Here is a 15,813-nt window from a genome sequence, read left to right on the forward strand (position 1 = left end):
ATCGAGCAACTCTTCGGCCGAGACGCGCCGCTCGCGCAGCCATTCCAGCATCTCCGCCGCCGGGGCAAAGGCATCGAGCTGGGTCGTCGTCATTCGTGCCCTCTACTTCTTCGGATTCTCTGTTCCCTAAACCCCTACACGCCGATCACGTCCGGGCCCCAGATGTACTTGTGCTGCTGCAGGCCCAGGCGCGTGTTGGGCGGGCCGGCCGCGAGCAGCCACGCGACAAGCTCCCTGGGTTCAACCAGACCCCAGGCGGGATTGAAGTAGCTGACCACCGGCAAAGCCGCCAGCCGCTCGCGCACCACGCGCACGGCATACTCGAAGTCCTCACGGCCGGCGATGACAAACTTGACCTCGTCGCCCTCGCGCAGCAGGTCGATGTTCTGCCAGCGGTTATGCCGCTCCATGCCGGAGAGCGGGCATTTGACGTCGAGATTCCAGTGCAGGCGTTGCTCCGCCGCCCAGAGCGGCAGAAAGCCGGAGGTCTCGATCTCGATCGATTGCAGGGACGGCAACTCGGCGAACAGGCGCGGGATCAATGCCTGCACCGCGCGGCGCTGCACCAGCGGCTCGCCGCCGGTGATGCACACGTTGGGCAGCGGCCCGAAGCCGGCGAGCCGTGCGATCGCGTCGTCCAGCGTCACGCGCTCGCCGCCCTGAAAGGTGTACGCCGAGTCGCACCAGGCACAGCGCAGCGGGCAGCGCGCCAGCCGCAGGAAGGCCGTGGGCGTGCCGGCGCGCAGCCCTTCGCCCTGCACGCTGGCGAAGGTTTCGGTGATCAGCAGCTCGGTCGCGGCGTCGGCGGCGGTCGCGCTCAATGTCGCGCTCCTCGGTGCTGCCAACGATCATACCGCATCCCTCCGGAGGGGCAGCGAATGCGCTTCGCGAGAATGGCGCAGCTTTGCCACGGCCGCGATGCATCTGCGCATCGAGCGTGGGCGTACCTTCTGCGTAGGCCGGATCCACCCGGCCACTCCACCGCACCCACGCACCCCGGTAGCCCGAGAGGAGGACTCGTGTTTACTCGACTCAACCGGCGCGCGGCGGCCGGCGCGGCGGTGGCGCTGCTCGCCGCCGTGACGATCACCGCCGGTAACCTGCCGGCCAGTGCCGACACCGCCTCGGTCAGCATCAACGGCTTCGCCTTCATGCCCGCCTCCGTCAGCGTCACGGCCGGCAGCACCGTCACCTGGACACAGAACCAGTCCGGCGTCATGCATACCGTCACCGCAGACAACGGCAGCTTCGATTCCGGGGCGCTGGCCACGGGGCGAACGTTCTCGATGACGTTCAGCACGGCCGGCACCTTCGCCTATCACTGCAGCATTCATCCCTCCATGCACGGCACGGTCACCGTCACCGCCGCGGCCGCTCCCGCCGGCAACAGCGGCAGCACGGCCGCCACACCGAGCAGCAGCGGCAATACCGGTGGCGGCAGTCCCGCCAACGCCGCGCCCAGCGGCGGACGCAGCGCAAGCCTTAGCGCCGGCTACAACCTGGTCGGCCCGCCCGGCGGCACGAGCTTCGGCGACAGCACCGCCTTCGCCTTCGACCCGCAGTCGAACATGTACGTCCAGCTCGGCGCCGGCGAGCAGACGCAGGCCGGCCAGGGCTACTGGCTGCTGAGCGACAACGGCGGCAGCATGGCGCTCGGCGCCGGCAGCACGGCGCCCGCCAGCTTCATGGCCGCGCCCGGCGCCTGGCAGTTGGTCGGCGACCCGAGCGGCACCGAAGCCGCGCTCGTCAGCGGCGCCGACGCCGTGTGGACCTACGACCCGGCGAGCGGACAGTACCAGCCAGCGACGATGTTGCAGCCGGGGCAGGGCGCCTGGGCGATGTCGCAGGCGGGCGGCAAGATCACGATCACCCCGGGCGGCCAGGCGGCAACGGCCACCCCGTCGCCGACTCCGTCCCCCGCGCCACAGCCCACGCAGCAGCCGCAAACGCAGCCCACTCAGCAACCGACTCCGCAGCCGGTGCAGCCCACGATGCAGCCGTACATTCCCCCGCGCTACGGGCCTGGCATTGTCAGCCCGATGATGCCGATGCCCATGCCGCGGCCGATGCCGATGCCCTACTAAGACATGGTTTCATAACCGGCTCGGGTTCCCGCTTGCAGAGATGCGATCGCACGTGAACGCCGGTTTTGAAACCATCTGACAGGCATCCGCGCGGCAGCAATCTCCCAAGCCAGGAGGCCGACACGAAGAAGGTTCGTGTCGGCCTCCTGGCTTGGGGTTGCAGCGAGAACAGGCGAACGGGCGGGCACCGGGCTTCGGCAGACGGCCGCACGCCGCGGGTCGGATGGCGAAGCCGCCGACGCGTGCGGCCCGACTTTGCCGCGCGGCCCGGTCAGACGGACGAGATCAGTCCCTCATCGGTGAACAGCGCCTTCACTTCGTCGGCCGTGGCATCTGAGGGCGGCAGGATCAGGTTGGATTCGACGATCTCGTCAGTGGGCAGCCGGCGGCCCTTCGTACGGACGTAGCCCAGCATCTGCCCGAGCAGTTGCTGGAAACGCGTGCCGTCCTGGTGGTCGATCTCCTCCAGCATCTGGTTATCGATCTTGTCCAGTTCGTCGAGCTGCGACCCCGTAAGCTCCCACTGCCCCTCGCCCTGAATGCGGACGATCATCGCGCTACCTCCGCGCGCCGGCCGGCGCGCCATCTGCAGGTTTGAGACACGATGACGCGGCGCGGGCCGAGGCGGTAAAACTCCTCTCCGCGCCGCGCGCTCAGTGGCTGCCCGGCGGCCCGATCTGGGGCCGCTGACCGGGAGCGCCCAGCTCCGCCTTCATCTTCGCCAGCTCGTCGTCAACGCCGGACTGTGCCGTGATCTGTGCGAGCTGCCGGTCGACGTCGTTGCCGCCCCCCACGGCGGTCACGTCCGCCAGCACGCCGGTGTTGACCAGCTCGTCGATCGCGCCCGCCCGCGCCTGCATCTGCGACGTCTTGTTCTGCGCCCGATCGATCGCCGAGCCAACGTCGGTCATCTCCTCGGAGATGCCGGTCACAGCCTCGCCGATCTTCACCTGCGCCTTGGCCGCCGAGTACTGCGCCTTGATCACTTCCTTCTGCGTGCGGAAGGATTCGACCTTGGCCGAGAGCCGCGCCTCCGCGTCGCTCAGCTTCTGCTGCTGATCGTTCAGCGCGGTGATCTGCTGGTCGAGGCCGTCGAGCTGCTGCTGCGCCGCCTGCTTGCGCACCAGCACGGTGCGGGCAAGGTCTTCCCGATCCGCGGCCAGCGCCTGCCGGGCCTGGTTGTCCATGCGCTGCACGTCAGCGCGCAACTGCGACGACTGCAACTCGAGGCGCTTCTTTGCGGTGGTCACCTCGACGATGCCGCGCTTGAAGTTCTGCACCTGCTCGAGCTGCCGCTCGTAGGAGTAGTCCAGCGTTTCGCCCGGATTCTCGGCCTTGTCGAGAGCCCGGTTGACCTTCGACTTGAAGATCGTCGACATGCGGCTCAGGATGCCCATTGCTTCCTCCAACCCATCCGGCGGTCGCTCGCTGCCTGGTTCTTCCCCAGTATAAGCGGTCGCGGGCCGAGAAGGAGCCAGCTTCGGAATCTCGTTGGCAGCGCGGCGTGAGCACGGCGCGCGCACATCTGCCCTGACCCCGTCCCCTCCCGCCGCCGCTGGCCACCGGCGCGTTGACGCGGCGCCGGCTGCCTGCGCATAGTCCGTAGGAACCGACCGCGGCGAGCGGCCGCCCCGGCGAGAGGCGCCCATGCCAGATCCCGGCACCGCCTTCGGCCGCTATGCGATCCTTGGCACGCTCGGCAAGGGCGGCTTCGCCACGGTGTACCGCGCCCGCGATCAGGCGCTCGAACGCGAGGTAGCGATCAAGGTGCTGCTGCCGCACCTGGCCGAAGACCCTGAAATCCGCCAGCGTTTCGTCGCCGAGGCTCGCGGTATTGCCCGGCTGCGCCACCCCAACATCGCCACGATCTACGACGTAGGCGAAGCGGACGGCCTGCCCTTCTTCACCATGGAGCTGATCGAAGGGCCGACACTGGCGCGCCTGCTGCTCGGCGGACCGCTGCCGCCGGCACAGGTGGTCGCGCTCATTCGCAGCCTCGCCTCGGCGATCGACTACCTGCACCGGGCTGGGCTGGTGCATCGGGACATCAAGCCGGCCAACATTATGCTCGAAGCCGGCGGGCGCGTGGTGCTGATGGACTTCGGCATCGCCCGCGCCATCGACCAGACCACGCACACGCGCACCGGCACCTCGCTGGGCACACCGGAGTACATGTCGCCGGAGCAGGTGCGCGGTGAGCGCGTCGGCCCGGCCAGCGACATCTACGCCCTCGGCGTGCTTACCTACAACCTGCTGGCCGGCAAGCCGCCCTTCAGTGGTGATACGGCCTACCTGCTGTTCGCCCATGCCTACGAACCGCCGCCGCCGCTGCGCGAACAGCGCCCCAACCTGCCCGAAGCGATCTATGCGGCGGTCGGCCAAGCGCTGGCAAAGGATCCGCTGCAGCGCCTCGCCACGGCCGCCGCCTTCGCCGCCGCGCTGGCCGGCGAGGCCGTCGTGCCGCCGGCAAGCGTGGCCGGCCCGGCCGGAGACGACGCCGGCATGGTCAATATTGCCCGTCCGCGGCAGTTCGGCGCCGCGCCGAGCGCGGTGGAGGCGGCCGACACCCGCCCCAGTGCCACGCTGCCAACCACGTTCGGCGCGCCGGCCACCGCGCCGGCGCTGCCGCCGGCTCACGCCCCGGCGCCTATCGCAAGGGCGGCTGTGACATCGCGCCGGCGCCGCACGCTGCTCGTCGCGATCGCGGCCGCGGTCGTCGTCCTCGTGGCTGCTGGGGGCACGGCCGTACTGCTGACCAGGAGCGGCGGCAAGCAGCAGGCGAACACCGCCGTGGCGCCGGGGGAAACCGCCGCGCCTGAGCCGACGGATGACGGCGGCGCGGCGGGGCCGGCGGGAGCGAGCAGCCCCGCCCCGGCGAACATTTCCGCGTCCGCGGCCTCGGCCGCACCGAGCAGCCCCGCGCAGGCCGCTCCGACCACCGCCGCGGCGGGCAATCCGCCGGCCGGCTCCGGCGCGACGCCCGATGCCGGCGTACAAAAGCAACTCTCGGCCGCGGCGCTGAGCGAAGCGGAGCTTGGCACGGGTTACCTGAAGCTCGACGAGAGCACCGAATTGACCAGGCAAGCCGGCGTCATCGCGACCTATGACGAGGCGTTCCTCAACCTCGATCTGACCGGCGCCGGCATCCAGATCGCCGCGGTCACGCTCGACGCCTACACCGATCCAACCGCCGCGTCCGCGGGGCTGAAGACCGGCACCAGCTCGGCATTCGCCGATACGGGTGCAGACGTGAAGTTCCAGCCGGCTTCGGGCGGGCCGAAGCTGGGCGATGAAACGACCACCTTCAAAGTCACGGGCCAGAGTGAGGGCGTGGATCTTTCCGGTTACGCCATCCTCTGGCGCCGAGGACGGTATACGGCCGGCGTGCTGCTGCTCGGCACCGCGGCCGGCGGCATCGACGCCACGACGAAGCTCGCGCAAAAGCAGGACGATCGCCTGAAATCTGCCGCGCCGTAATCCCCTGGCGGGCAGCGTTTGCAGATACTCTTCGCTACAATAACGACTGGCGGCACAGCCCGCGGACGCGGCGTGCCGCCGCGCCGCCCGCTTGGGGCGTGAGTTGGTGGTGTGGCGGATTCGGCGGCTGAGACGGCGCAAGACGATAGCATAGCCCTTGCCGACGACTATCTCCGGCGCCCGGCGGCGGGTTCGGTCCCGCCGGAGGCAAACGGCGATGCCGGCGAGGTGACGGCCGGCATTCTGGCTGCGGATACGTCGGGCACGGACGGCGGCGCAGGCAAGAGCAGCGATCCGGTAGCGTTTACGCCCGGGCGACGCCGCGGCAGCTGGCTGGGGCGTGTAATCCCCGCACCGGTCTGCCGGCGGTTGGCGACATTCGCTGCCTGGTCGCACACGCCGCGGGCGCTGCGCCTCGGAACCGTCTGCGCCGGGTCGCTGGCACTGCTTACCGCGGCGACCCTCGCGCTGGTCGGCTTCGGCGGCGTCGGCACGCACGTCTATCTGCCGCCCGCACCGCAGGCCGACGCGCTGGGCAGCGGCCTTTCGAACGACGCGTTCAATTTCTATCCGCCGGTCTTTCCGCTGCCGCCGCTGATTGCCGGGCCGCCGCTGCCCGTGGGCGGCGCCCTCTCCGGCGCCCTCTCGCAGCTCGTGTTGCAGCCGTACGATGTGCCGATCGACTTTGAGAGCACCGATCGTGGCGCGGTCTCCGGCAACGGCGCCGACGGGCTCGCCGGCTCTTACCATGTCCTCTTCCAGCGCGCACTCGGCAGTCAGACCGGCGGAGAGCTGGGCGGCAGTGTCGCCGTGATCTCGATCGCCGCCGTCTACCGCGATCTTTCCGCCGCCACGGCGCAGATCGAGGACGAGGATCTCGGCAAGCTGGGCACCCTGGCCGGTCTGCCCGACCTGAGCGCGGAGCCGGTGCCGGCGACACGGGTCATCGGCGACGAGTCACGCGTCGTGCATCTCGCCGGCGAGTCCTACGGCGTGCAGATCGGCGCGTACCTGGTCGAGTTCCGCCACGGCGCGGTCGATGGCATCGTGGCTCTGGTGGCCCCCGCCGGGTCGGAGTCGCTGCCGGATGCACTGCTGCTGGCGGCGCGCCAGGAGGCGAGGCTGGAGCAGTCGGCGCCGCCGCAGTCGTAGCCGTGCCCCTGGCCCGCGCGCCCGGCGGTTCCTGTTCCGATTCGCTTTGCCGCCAAAGAGACGCCGCAAAGGGGGGGCCGCTGCGGTTCCCGGCGTGATAGAGTGTTATGGTATTCAGCGCCGGGTGTGGGCCAGCGTGCCGCTCGCCGGGCGAACGTCGAGCGCACCGCGGAGATTCGGGTTGAAACTGCCGATCGCCGCGGTGCTGCAAGAGGAGGAAGCTCCGATGAAGAAGCTGCTGCTACTCACCCTGATCGTCGGTGCCCTGGCCGGGGCGTTCTTCGCCTTCCGCTGGTTCCGCGGCGAAACCGCCTACGAGGACGCCGTCGACGAACTGGATGAGGTAGAGACCACGCCGGCGCCGGCCACGGCCTAGCGTTCTTGCCGCGCAAAACCGCAACCGCTCGGACGCTCAGCCGTCCGGGCGGCCTTCATTTTGGAGACGGTCCGGACACTCGCGCTCAACGCTGCCCGGGGCGGACGGGAAGATGCGCCGGCCGCAGATCGCCGGCCGGCCGCGCCGTGCGATCGGACGCCGCTTTGCGCCCGGCGAAGCGGGCCGTCAGTCGGCCGATGCCCAGCGGCAGCCGGCTGCGCCGCGCGGCCCCCCGATCGCGCAGCGCGATCGCCGTCGCGTCCTCACGGGCCTGGGCCTCCAGCGAGTCATCGAGCGGCGCCAGCTCGATCTGCTCGCCGTACTTGCGTGCCAGCGCCAGGCCGATCAGCCGGTCGGCGAAGGCCGGATTCTTCGGCAGCAGCGAGCCGTGCAGGTAGGTGCCGAAGGCATTGCGGTAGCGGGCGCCCTCGCTGCCGTCTTCGCCGTTGTTGCCGAAGCCGGCGATGACGTGAGCCAGCGGCTCCGTGTTGCCGTGCAAATACGTGCGGCCGCCGTGGTTTTCGAAGCCGACCAGCCGCTGGTCTTCCCACTCCGCCACCACGTTGCCGATGCAGCGCTCGGCGGCCTCGCCGGGATGCACCGTGTACATCTTGAACAGGCCGATACCCGGCAGCCGCTCGCCGGCGCCCGTCTGATAGTACTCCCCGAAGAACTGATAGCCGCCGCACACGGCCAGCGCCGGCAGATCGGCCTCGACGGCCTCCTTGATCGCCTCGCCCTTCTCCAGCAGATCCGGGGCGATGCGCTGCTGCTCGCGGTCCTGGCCACCGCCAATGAAGACGAGGTCATAGGCCCGCGGGTCGAAGCGCTCGTCGACGTTGATATCGTCCACCACCAGGGCGATCTGCCGGGCTTCGCAGCGGAAGCGCAGGCTGCGGATGTTGCCGCGGTCGCCGTAGAGGTTCATCAGGTTCGGGTAGAGATGGGCGAGCCGTAAGCGAAATTGCATGCCCGCAAGCTAGCTCCATTGTGCGCTGCCGGGCGTCCTCCCGGCGCCGGGTCGGGGCGAATTCGTGGGTACCCTACCACCGGCCACGCTAAGGGTACAGTCATCCGGGCGGTGAAATCGCCCGAAATTGCGACAGCTTTGCGATAACAGGGCGGCGCATCCAGGAGCACGACGCGTCCTCACTGCCGCCAGAAGGCAGCGCCGCCGCCCCGCTGCGCAACGAACCCGCGCAGGCGCAGCATCGCCGTGTAGGTCGGCAACACGTACAGGCGCGAGCCCGCGGGCGTGCGCGCGAGCGCGTGATCCAGCGCCGCGGCCAGACGCCGTTCGACTGTGACCGCCGCGCCCAGGCCGGCGTACTTCAGCCGCAGCGCCAGGTCCGCCGCGCGGCTGCCGCTGGCGATCAGGAAGGCGGCGCGGCCCGCGAGCCGCTCGAAGTCCACGTCCCAGATCCAGGAGATGTCGCGACCGTCCTGCACACCGTCGTTGAGCGCGATCAGCAGATGAAGCGGCCGCGTGTCGGTCAGCACGGCCGCGAGCGCCTGGTTCATCCCCGCCGGGTTCTTGCAGAGCAGCAGGCGCACCTCGCGCCCGTGTAGCTGCACGCGCTCCTGTCGGCCGAACGCCGCCGAGAAGCGCGACAGCGTGCGTGCCGCCGGCGTGCTTTCGAAGCCGAGGGCCTGGGCGCCCGCCAGCGCGGCCGCGGCGTTATAGGCGTTGTACAGCCCGTCCAGCGGCAACGTGAACGCCACCCGCCGGCCGCACACATCGATCTCGAGCGCCTGACCGCCGGCGGCGACGTCAGCGCGGCTGCCGGTAACGCGAATCTGCGCCTCGGGGCGTTTGCGCCCGCAGCCGGGGCAGCGCCAGTGGCCGATGTGGCCGAAGTAGAGCGGTTCGTAGAGATATTCCGCGCCACAGGTGTGGCACCAGCGCGCATCGGCCGCATGCTCCGCCTGGGCCGCCCCGCCATCGCCGGGTACGTCAACGCCGAACCAAAGCAGCGGCCCGGCGTAACCCTCCGCCAGGCCGGCGACCGATGGATCGTCGGCGTTCAGCACGAGCGTCGTCCCAGGCGCCAGTCGTCGCAGCGCCCGCAGCCAGAGGCCGCGGATGCTGTCAACCTCGCCGTAGCGGTCGAGCTGGTCACGGAAGAGGTTGGCGAAGAGCAGGACGGAGGGGCGCAGGGCGCGGGCCGCTTCCGGCACCGTCGCCTCGTCCACCTCGAAGATGCCGCAGCGCCTGTTGGCGTCGGGGATGCGGCCGTCGAGCGCCGCGGCCTCCACCAAGGTCGTTCCGATCCCGCGCATCAGGTTGGAGCCGCTGCGGTTGTGCACCGGTGTGGCGCCGGCGGCGACGGCGATCTCCGCAAGCATGCGGGCCGTCGTGGTTTTGCCGTTGGTGCCGGTGACGAGGGCGCGCCCGCCGCCGAGCTGCCGGGCCAGCCGGCTCACCAGCCGCGGTTCGATCCGCTGCGCCACGACACCGGGCAATGCCGTGCCGCCGCCGCGCCCCAGCCCGCGGCTGGCGGCGCCGAACAACTTGCCCGCGATCACGGCGGTGATCGCCCGCGGCGGTGGCCGCCCGGGCCTAGCCGCGGCCACGACGGGCGAGCAGGTGCGCGAGCGTGCTGCGGCCGATGAGACCGAGCACTTCGCCGCCGGCGACGACGGGCACGGCGACCAGTCCCTCGCCCTCGAGCCGCTGCAGCAGGCCCGCGGCATCGTCCTCCGGTGCAGCCGGGCGCAGCGAATCGGCCGGCAGCATGAGATCGAGCGCCGTGAGCCGGGCGCGTTCACGTACCGGCACGGTCACGGCGCGGCCGCGCGGCAGCAGGCCGACCATGCGGCCGCCCTCGCCCTCGCCGTCGTCCGCATACTCGGCCACGAACGCCGCGTCGCAGTCCCGCGCCGCCAGCATCTCCGGCAGGAACTCCTGCAACGCAGACGCGGCATTGATAATCGGCACGTCGCGCAGCATCAGGTCACCCACCCGGTAGTCGCGTAGGAACTCGAGCAACCGCATCGACTCCAGCGAGGCGCGGGCGGCGCTGTCGAGATACAAACCGATCAGCACCATCGAGATCGCGGTGAAGCTGTCCCCCTCAAACGGCAGGCCGCGCACACCCACGATCGTGAACAAGCCCAGCACGACGAGCACAGCGGCGAAGGCACGCCCCGTCCACGCGGCGATGCGCGTCGCCCAGCGGTGGCTGCCGCTGATGCCCCAGATCAGGGCGCGGAAGATGCGACCGCCGTCCATGGGGAAGCCGGGGGCGAGGTTGAAGATGCCCATCGACAGGTTGAGCAGGCCAAGCGAGGCGAACATCACCGAGGCCGGCGTGCGATGCCCGCCGCTGAGCAGCATCAGCCCGAAGAACAACGCCGACAGCGCCAGCGTCACCGCCGGCCCGGCCGCGGCGATCAGGAACTCGCCCGCGGGGCGCTTCGCCTCCTGCGCGATCTGCGCCACGCCGCCGAGCAGGAAGAGGGTGATGCTGCGCACGGGAATGCCGAAGGCCCGCGCCACCAGGGCGTGACCCAGCTCGTGCAGGATGATCGAAAGGAAGAAGGTGAGCGCCGTGGCCAGGCCCAGCGCCCACTGCGCGGCCGGCGGCAGGTCGGGCAGCACGTTGGGGAAGACGCGGCCGCCCAGCAGGCTGGTGAGCACGATCAGCGAGATGAACCAGGAGACGTTGATGCGGATGGGAATGCCGAACAGCCGGCCGCCGGTGAAGCCCCCGCGCATCGCCTACCCCGCGCTGACCTGGACGCGGGCAGCGCAATGCGCCGAACAGTCCGCGCTTCCGGAGACCCAGTATACCATCGCCCCTCGTTGCACCCGGCATCACTCCGCGGCGGCGCCGCGCAGGAAGGTAGCAAACACCAGCGCCGCCGCCCGCTCGGCGCCATGGTTCTGGGCGAAGCGGCGATAGTTCCAGGGCAGCGCGGTGCCGCCGAGCATCGCCGCCGCGGCCTTCACGTCCAGATCGGCCCGTAGCTGGCCCGCCTCGATGCCGCGCTCGATCAGCCGCTCGAAGCGCCCCGCATAGTCCAGTTTCTGCACATCGGCGCGCAGGCTGGCGGTGCACGAGGCCGGAATCTGGCCGCTGACCGTCGCTTCCGTCAGCCAGCCGTAGCGTTCGACGCGGCTGTACTCGTGGGCGAGCAGGAAGCGCAGCGCCGCCAGCGGATCGGCGATCGCCTCGGCCACCTCGATGCCGGCGATCTTGCCCGCGATCGCCTGGCGCAGGATCGCGGTCAGCATCTCTTCTTTGCCGGGGAAGTGCCGGTAGAGCGTGCCGACCGCGACGCCGGCCCGATCCGCGATCTCTTTCATGTCCGCGGCCAGACCCTTCTCCGCGAAGGCGTCGGTCGCCGCCGAGACGATGCGCAGGTGATTGACCTGCGCATCGCTGCGAAGCACCATGCCGCGACTCCCGTGAACTGCCACGATTCTAGCACGAAACGAGATTCAGTATTCACCTTATTGACGAACCGGAATTCACGTTCTACATTAGGCGGAGTGGAACCGCACTCGCAGGCTGCCGCGCGGACCTGGCGCCGGCCGTCACGCGCGGGTACGCTTCCGACCGCGGCCGTGCAGGCCGTCCGCCTGCGTGCCTTCGTCCCCATGCTCGCGAATCGCCAGTGGAGCGGCACATGCGGCTACGCTCGATCGAATACAAGTACCTGGTAGCGGCAATCTACGTCTGCGGCCTGTTCATGGACATCATGGACTCGACGATCGTCAACGTCGCCCTGCCCACGCTGGTCAAGGACTTCCACACCACCAACAACTCGATCGAGTGGGTGGTCACCGGCTACCTGCTCTCCCTGGCGGTCTGGGTGCCGGCCTCCGGTTGGGTGGGCGACCGCTTCGGCACGAAGAAGACGTTCATCTTCGCGATGAGCGTGTTCACGCTCGGCTCCGCGCTCTGCGGACTCTCCTGGAACACGGGCAGCCTGATCGCCTTCCGCCTGCTGCAGGGAATCGGCGGCGGCATGATGAGCCCGGTGGGCTCGGCCATGCTCTATCGCGTCTTCCCGCCGCAGGAGCGGGCGAGGGCGTCCGCCTTCATTGCCGTGCCGACGATGATCGCGCCCGCGGTCGGCCCCATCGTCGGCGGCTGGCTGGTCACCGATCTCTCCTGGCGCTGGATCTTCTACATCAATCTGCCCGTCGGGCTGCTCGGCCTTACGCTGGCGATCACCTGTCTGCGCGAGCACCGGGAGCCGGCGGCGGGGCGGCTGGACATCTGGGGCTTCGTCTGCTCGGGCGCCGGGCTGGCGTTGATCCTGCTCGGGCTGTCTCGCGGGCCGGAGCACGGCTGGTTAGACCCGAGCGTGGTCGGTTCGCTCGTCGCCGGCGTGGCTTTGTTCGTGGCGCTCGTGGTGTTCGAGCTACGCAACACGGCGCCGATGCTGGACCTGCGCCTCTTCGTCGACCGTATGTTCCGCAATGCCAACCTGTTCATGTTCGCCGCCTCGGGCGGGCTGATCGGCGTGCTTTTCCTGTTGCCGCTGTTCCTGCAGGAGCTGCGCGGTCTCTCGGCGCTGCAATCCGGTCTGGCGACCTTCCCGCAGGCGATCGGCATGATCCTAATGGTGCAGCTTTCGACGCGCATGTACATGGTGGTCGGGCCGAAGCGGATGATGCTGGCCGGCATGCTGGGCCTGGCGGTGACGACCGCGCTCTTCCTGCGCATCGACCTGCAAACCGATATCTGGTGGATCCGGCTGATCATGTTCACCCGCGGCCTGACGCTCGGCTTCTGCATGATTCCGATGCAGACGGCGATGTTTGCGACGATCCAGCCGAAGGACACGGGACGAGCCTCGGCGCTGATGAACGCGAACCGCCAGGTAGGCGGTTCGGTCGGCGTCGCCGTGCTGGCCACGATCTTTTCCGAGCGGACCGGCGCACACGTTTCCTCGGCGTCGCTTGCGGCCGCGCAGCACGGCGACCGCGCGGCGCGGGCCGCGGTGGCGCACGGCACGCTGCTGGCGTTTCACGACGCCTTCGCGGTCGCGGTCGTGCTGGCGGTTATCGGCGCAGGCTTTGCCTTCCTGATCCACGACGAGGACGCGGCGCCGACCATGCACCGGCAGGTTCCGGCCGGGGCGCGCGAAGGCGAGCTGGCGCCCGCTGCCGGCGATTGAGCGCCTCCGCGCCGTGTTGCCGCTCGGCGCCAACACCAGGCAAGGGCAGAGGGAGACAGAGTTCGCCGGCTCCCTCTATTCCCTGTTCCCTACTCTTCCTCCTCGCGCAGGCGGGCGATGACCGTAAAGTCCTCCAGCGTCGTCGTGTCCCCCACGACGGTGCCGCTGGTGGCCAGCTCGCGCAGCAGACGGCGCATGATCTTGCCGGAGCGCGTCTTGGGCAGCGCGTCGGTGAAGCGGATCTCCTCCGGTCGCGCCAGGGCGCCGATCTCCTTGACCACGTGGCCCTTGAGCTCGTCCTTGAGCGCATTGTCTGCCGCAGTGCCCGCCTTCGGGGTGACGAAGGCGACGATCGCCTGGCCCTTGATTTCGTCCGGCCGGCCGACCACCGCCGCCTCGGCCACCTTCGCGTGGCTGACCAGGGCGGACTCGACCTCCATCGTGCCCAGCCGGTGACCGGAGACGTTGACCACGTCGTCCACGCGGCCCATCACCCAGAAGTAGCCGCGCTCGTCGCGGCGGGCGCCGTCGCCGGTGAAGTACCAGTTCTTGCCGCCCATCTGCGCCCAGTAGTTCTCTTTGAAGCGCTCCGGCTCCTTATAGAGCGTGCGCAGCATCGAGGGCCAGGGGCGCTTGATCACCAGGTAGCCGCCGGTGTTGTCCGCCACACGGTTGCCCTCGCGGTCCACCACTTCTGCGGCGATGCCGGGGAAGGGGCGCGTTGCCGAGCCGGGCGTCGTCGGCGTGGCGCCCGGCAGGGGCGTGATCACGATCGCGCCCGTTTCCGTCTGCCAGTAGGTATCGACGATCGGGCAGCGGTCGCCGCCGATCACGCGGCGATACCACATCCATGCCTCGGGGTTGATCGGTTCGCCCACCGTACCCAGCAGGCGCAGGCTGGAGAGGTTGTGCTTGTTCGGCCACTCGTCGCCCGCGCGCACGAAGGAGCGGATCGCCGTGGGCGCCGTATACAGGATCGAGACCTTGTGTCGTTCGATGATGTCCCAGAAGCGGCCCCAATCGGGGTAGTTCGGGGCGCCCTCGTACATCACCACGGTGGCGGCGTTGGACATTGGCCCGTAGACGATGTAGCTGTGGCCCGTCACCCAGCCGATGTCCGCCGTGCACCAGTAGATATCCTCGTCGCGGATGTCGAACACCCAGCGCGTGGTCAGCGTCACGCCAAGCAGGTAGCCGGCGGAGGTGTGCACGATCCCCTTCGGCTTGCCGGTGGTTCCCGACGTATACAGAATGTAGAGCGGCGCCTCCGCGTCCAGCTCGGCGGCGGGGCAGTCGGGCGAAGCGTTCGCCATCAGCTCGTGCCACCAGAGGTCGCGGCCGGCCTTCATCGCCACGTTCGCGCCGGTGCGCTTGAAGACGATCACGTGCTTGACCGTGGGCGTTTGCGCCACGGCCTCGTCCACCGCGGGCTTGAGCGCCACCTCGTTGCCGCGGCGGTAGCCGCCGTCGGCGGTGATCACCAGCTTCGCCTCGGCGTCGGCCATGCGCTCGCGCACGGCCTCGGCGCTGAAGCCGCCGAAGACCACGGAGTGCACGGCGCCGATGCGGGCACAGGCGAGCAGCGCGATCGGCAGCTCCGGCACCATCGGCATATAGATGCCGACGCGGTCGCCCTCGGTAATGCCGAGGCCCTTGAGCACGTTGGCGAACTTGCAGACCTCGGCGTGCAGTTCCTTATAGGTGAGCAGGCGCTGCTCGCCGGGCTCGCCCTCCCACACGATCGCGCGCTTGTCGCCTTTCGTCGCCAGGTGCCGGTCGAGGCAGTTATAGGAGAGATTCGTCTTGCCGCCGATGAACCACCTGGCGAACGGCGGGTTGGACCAGTCGAGCACCCGATCCCACTTCTTGAACCAGTGAATCAGCGTCGCCTGCTCGGCCCAGAACCCCTCCGGATCGCGCTCGGCCTGGGCGGCGAGCAGCTCGAACTCGGGCATGCCCTTCACGTGCGCGTTCTGGCTGAACGCAGCCGGCGGCGGAAAGATGCGCTCTTCGCTGAGTACCGAGGTAATGTCCTGCTCGCGCTGCGAAGCTTCCGCCATCGCTCTCCTCCGTGTCTGCCGGGGTTGCAGGTGTATCCTGCGGCGATACTGCCGCGTGGGGGCCTGCTGCCGTTATGCCACACACCCCGACGACTGACAAGGCGAGCCGCCCGCCCCGCCTTCTTCGAGCCAGCATGGAAACGGCGCCGAAAAAGGGGTTGGCATTGCGCAACGCGCGTGATACCGTATCCAGGTGCCCCCAAACGCGGGGACCGGATTCTGCGACCACTCCCCGCCACCGCCGTTCCGTCGAGCCGACGGATCCGCCGGAGGGAGCGCCCGAGGCGGGCAGCGGTATGGCTGCGGAGCAAGAATCTGGACAGCGCCGGCGCGAGGGTTGCTCGAACCCTGCGGCCTCGGTACTGTAACGACGTAACGGCGCGGGTCGTTACATGCGGCACCTTACCAGCTGAAGAGTAGCAGGAAGGCTCTGGCTGCCGGGGGGCGGCGCGTGCCCGGCTAGGGGCGGTGCTGTGCTGCCGGCAGACGGGGGGTTCGGGGGGACGCGGGGCGTCTCGACCGAACCCTGGCA

The 15,813-nt window shown here is 69.6% G+C and carries 13 protein-coding genes; 5 read left to right on the forward strand and 8 right to left on the reverse strand.

Annotated features, from left to right (window positions below; translation table 11 throughout):
* Window positions 1–134: 134 nt before the first annotated feature.
* Window positions 135–821, reverse strand: coding sequence for a radical SAM protein (locus tag VKV26_13590; GenBank protein ID HLZ70929.1), 687 nt, complete (start codon window positions 819–821; stop codon window positions 135–137).
* Between the two features lie 198 nt (window positions 822–1,019).
* Here VKV26_13590 and VKV26_13595 point away from each other — a divergent pair, with 198 nt between their 5' ends.
* Window positions 1,020–2,084 carry a cupredoxin family copper-binding protein gene (locus VKV26_13595; protein ID HLZ70930.1) on the forward strand — a complete coding sequence of 355 codons (1,065 nt, stop codon included), beginning with the start codon at window positions 1,020–1,022 and terminating at the stop codon, window positions 2,082–2,084.
* 271 nt (window positions 2,085–2,355) lie between these two features.
* On the opposite strand, the gene VKV26_13600 is transcribed toward VKV26_13595, so the two are convergent.
* Both VKV26_13600 and VKV26_13605 read right to left on the reverse strand, forming a co-directional pair.
* Complete coding sequence (locus VKV26_13600) at window positions 2,356–2,637, reverse strand: hypothetical protein (GenBank protein HLZ70931.1); 282 nt, start codon at window positions 2,635–2,637, stop codon at window positions 2,356–2,358.
* Between the two features lie 100 nt (window positions 2,638–2,737).
* Complete coding sequence (locus tag VKV26_13605) at window positions 2,738–3,481, reverse strand: PspA/IM30 family protein (GenBank protein HLZ70932.1); 744 nt, start codon at window positions 3,479–3,481, stop codon at window positions 2,738–2,740.
* A gap of 250 nt (window positions 3,482–3,731) precedes the next feature.
* Here VKV26_13605 and VKV26_13610 point away from each other — a divergent pair, with 250 nt between their 5' ends.
* The 3 genes from VKV26_13610 to VKV26_13620 all read left to right on the forward strand — a co-directional run bounded on the left by VKV26_13610 (window position 3,732) and on the right by VKV26_13620 (window position 7,089).
* The gene (locus VKV26_13610) at window positions 3,732–5,561 is read left to right on the forward strand and encodes a serine/threonine-protein kinase (protein HLZ70933.1); all 1,830 of its coding nucleotides are present in this window, start codon (window positions 3,732–3,734) and stop codon (window positions 5,559–5,561) included.
* A 228-nt stretch (window positions 5,562–5,789) separates the two neighbouring features.
* On the forward strand, window positions 5,790–6,713 hold the full coding sequence (locus VKV26_13615) for a hypothetical protein (GenBank protein ID HLZ70934.1): 924 nt from the start codon (window positions 5,790–5,792) through the stop codon (window positions 6,711–6,713).
* Window positions 6,714–6,894: 181 nt separating this feature from the next.
* Window positions 6,895–7,089, forward strand: coding sequence for a hypothetical protein (locus VKV26_13620; protein ID HLZ70935.1), 195 nt, complete (start codon window positions 6,895–6,897; stop codon window positions 7,087–7,089).
* A gap of 85 nt (window positions 7,090–7,174) precedes the next feature.
* Here VKV26_13620 and VKV26_13625 read toward each other — a convergent pair whose 3' ends face one another.
* The 4 genes from VKV26_13625 to VKV26_13640 form a co-directional block, all read right to left on the reverse strand.
* Window positions 7,175–8,059, reverse strand: a complete 885-nt coding sequence (locus tag VKV26_13625) for a glutamine amidotransferase (GenBank protein HLZ70936.1) — start codon at window positions 8,057–8,059, stop codon at window positions 7,175–7,177.
* A gap of 179 nt (window positions 8,060–8,238) precedes the next feature.
* Window positions 8,239–9,615 carry a MurT ligase domain-containing protein gene (locus VKV26_13630; GenBank protein ID HLZ70937.1) on the reverse strand — a complete coding sequence of 459 codons (1,377 nt, stop codon included), beginning with the start codon at window positions 9,613–9,615 and terminating at the stop codon, window positions 8,239–8,241.
* Between the two features lie 34 nt (window positions 9,616–9,649).
* The gene (locus tag VKV26_13635; protein HLZ70938.1) at window positions 9,650–10,807 is read right to left on the reverse strand and encodes a site-2 protease family protein; all 1,158 of its coding nucleotides are present in this window, start codon (window positions 10,805–10,807) and stop codon (window positions 9,650–9,652) included.
* A 99-nt stretch (window positions 10,808–10,906) separates the two neighbouring features.
* Complete coding sequence (locus VKV26_13640; protein ID HLZ70939.1) at window positions 10,907–11,488, reverse strand: helix-turn-helix domain-containing protein; 582 nt, start codon at window positions 11,486–11,488, stop codon at window positions 10,907–10,909.
* A gap of 233 nt (window positions 11,489–11,721) precedes the next feature.
* On the opposite strand from VKV26_13640, the gene VKV26_13645 reads away from it, so the two are divergent.
* Window positions 11,722–13,221, forward strand: a complete 1,500-nt coding sequence (locus VKV26_13645; protein HLZ70940.1) for an MDR family MFS transporter — start codon at window positions 11,722–11,724, stop codon at window positions 13,219–13,221.
* A gap of 89 nt (window positions 13,222–13,310) precedes the next feature.
* Here the strand turns inward: VKV26_13645 and acs are convergent, their stop codons facing one another.
* Window positions 13,311–15,281 carry an acetate--CoA ligase gene (gene acs / locus VKV26_13650; GenBank protein HLZ70941.1) on the reverse strand — a complete coding sequence of 657 codons (1,971 nt, stop codon included), beginning with the start codon at window positions 15,279–15,281 and terminating at the stop codon, window positions 13,311–13,313.
* Between the last annotated feature and the right edge of the window lie 532 nt (window positions 15,282–15,813).

The sequence above is a fragment of the Dehalococcoidia bacterium genome (genome assembly GCA_035310145.1).
In the GTDB taxonomy this organism is placed as follows: domain Bacteria; phylum Chloroflexota; class Dehalococcoidia; order CAUJGQ01; family CAUJGQ01; genus CALFMN01.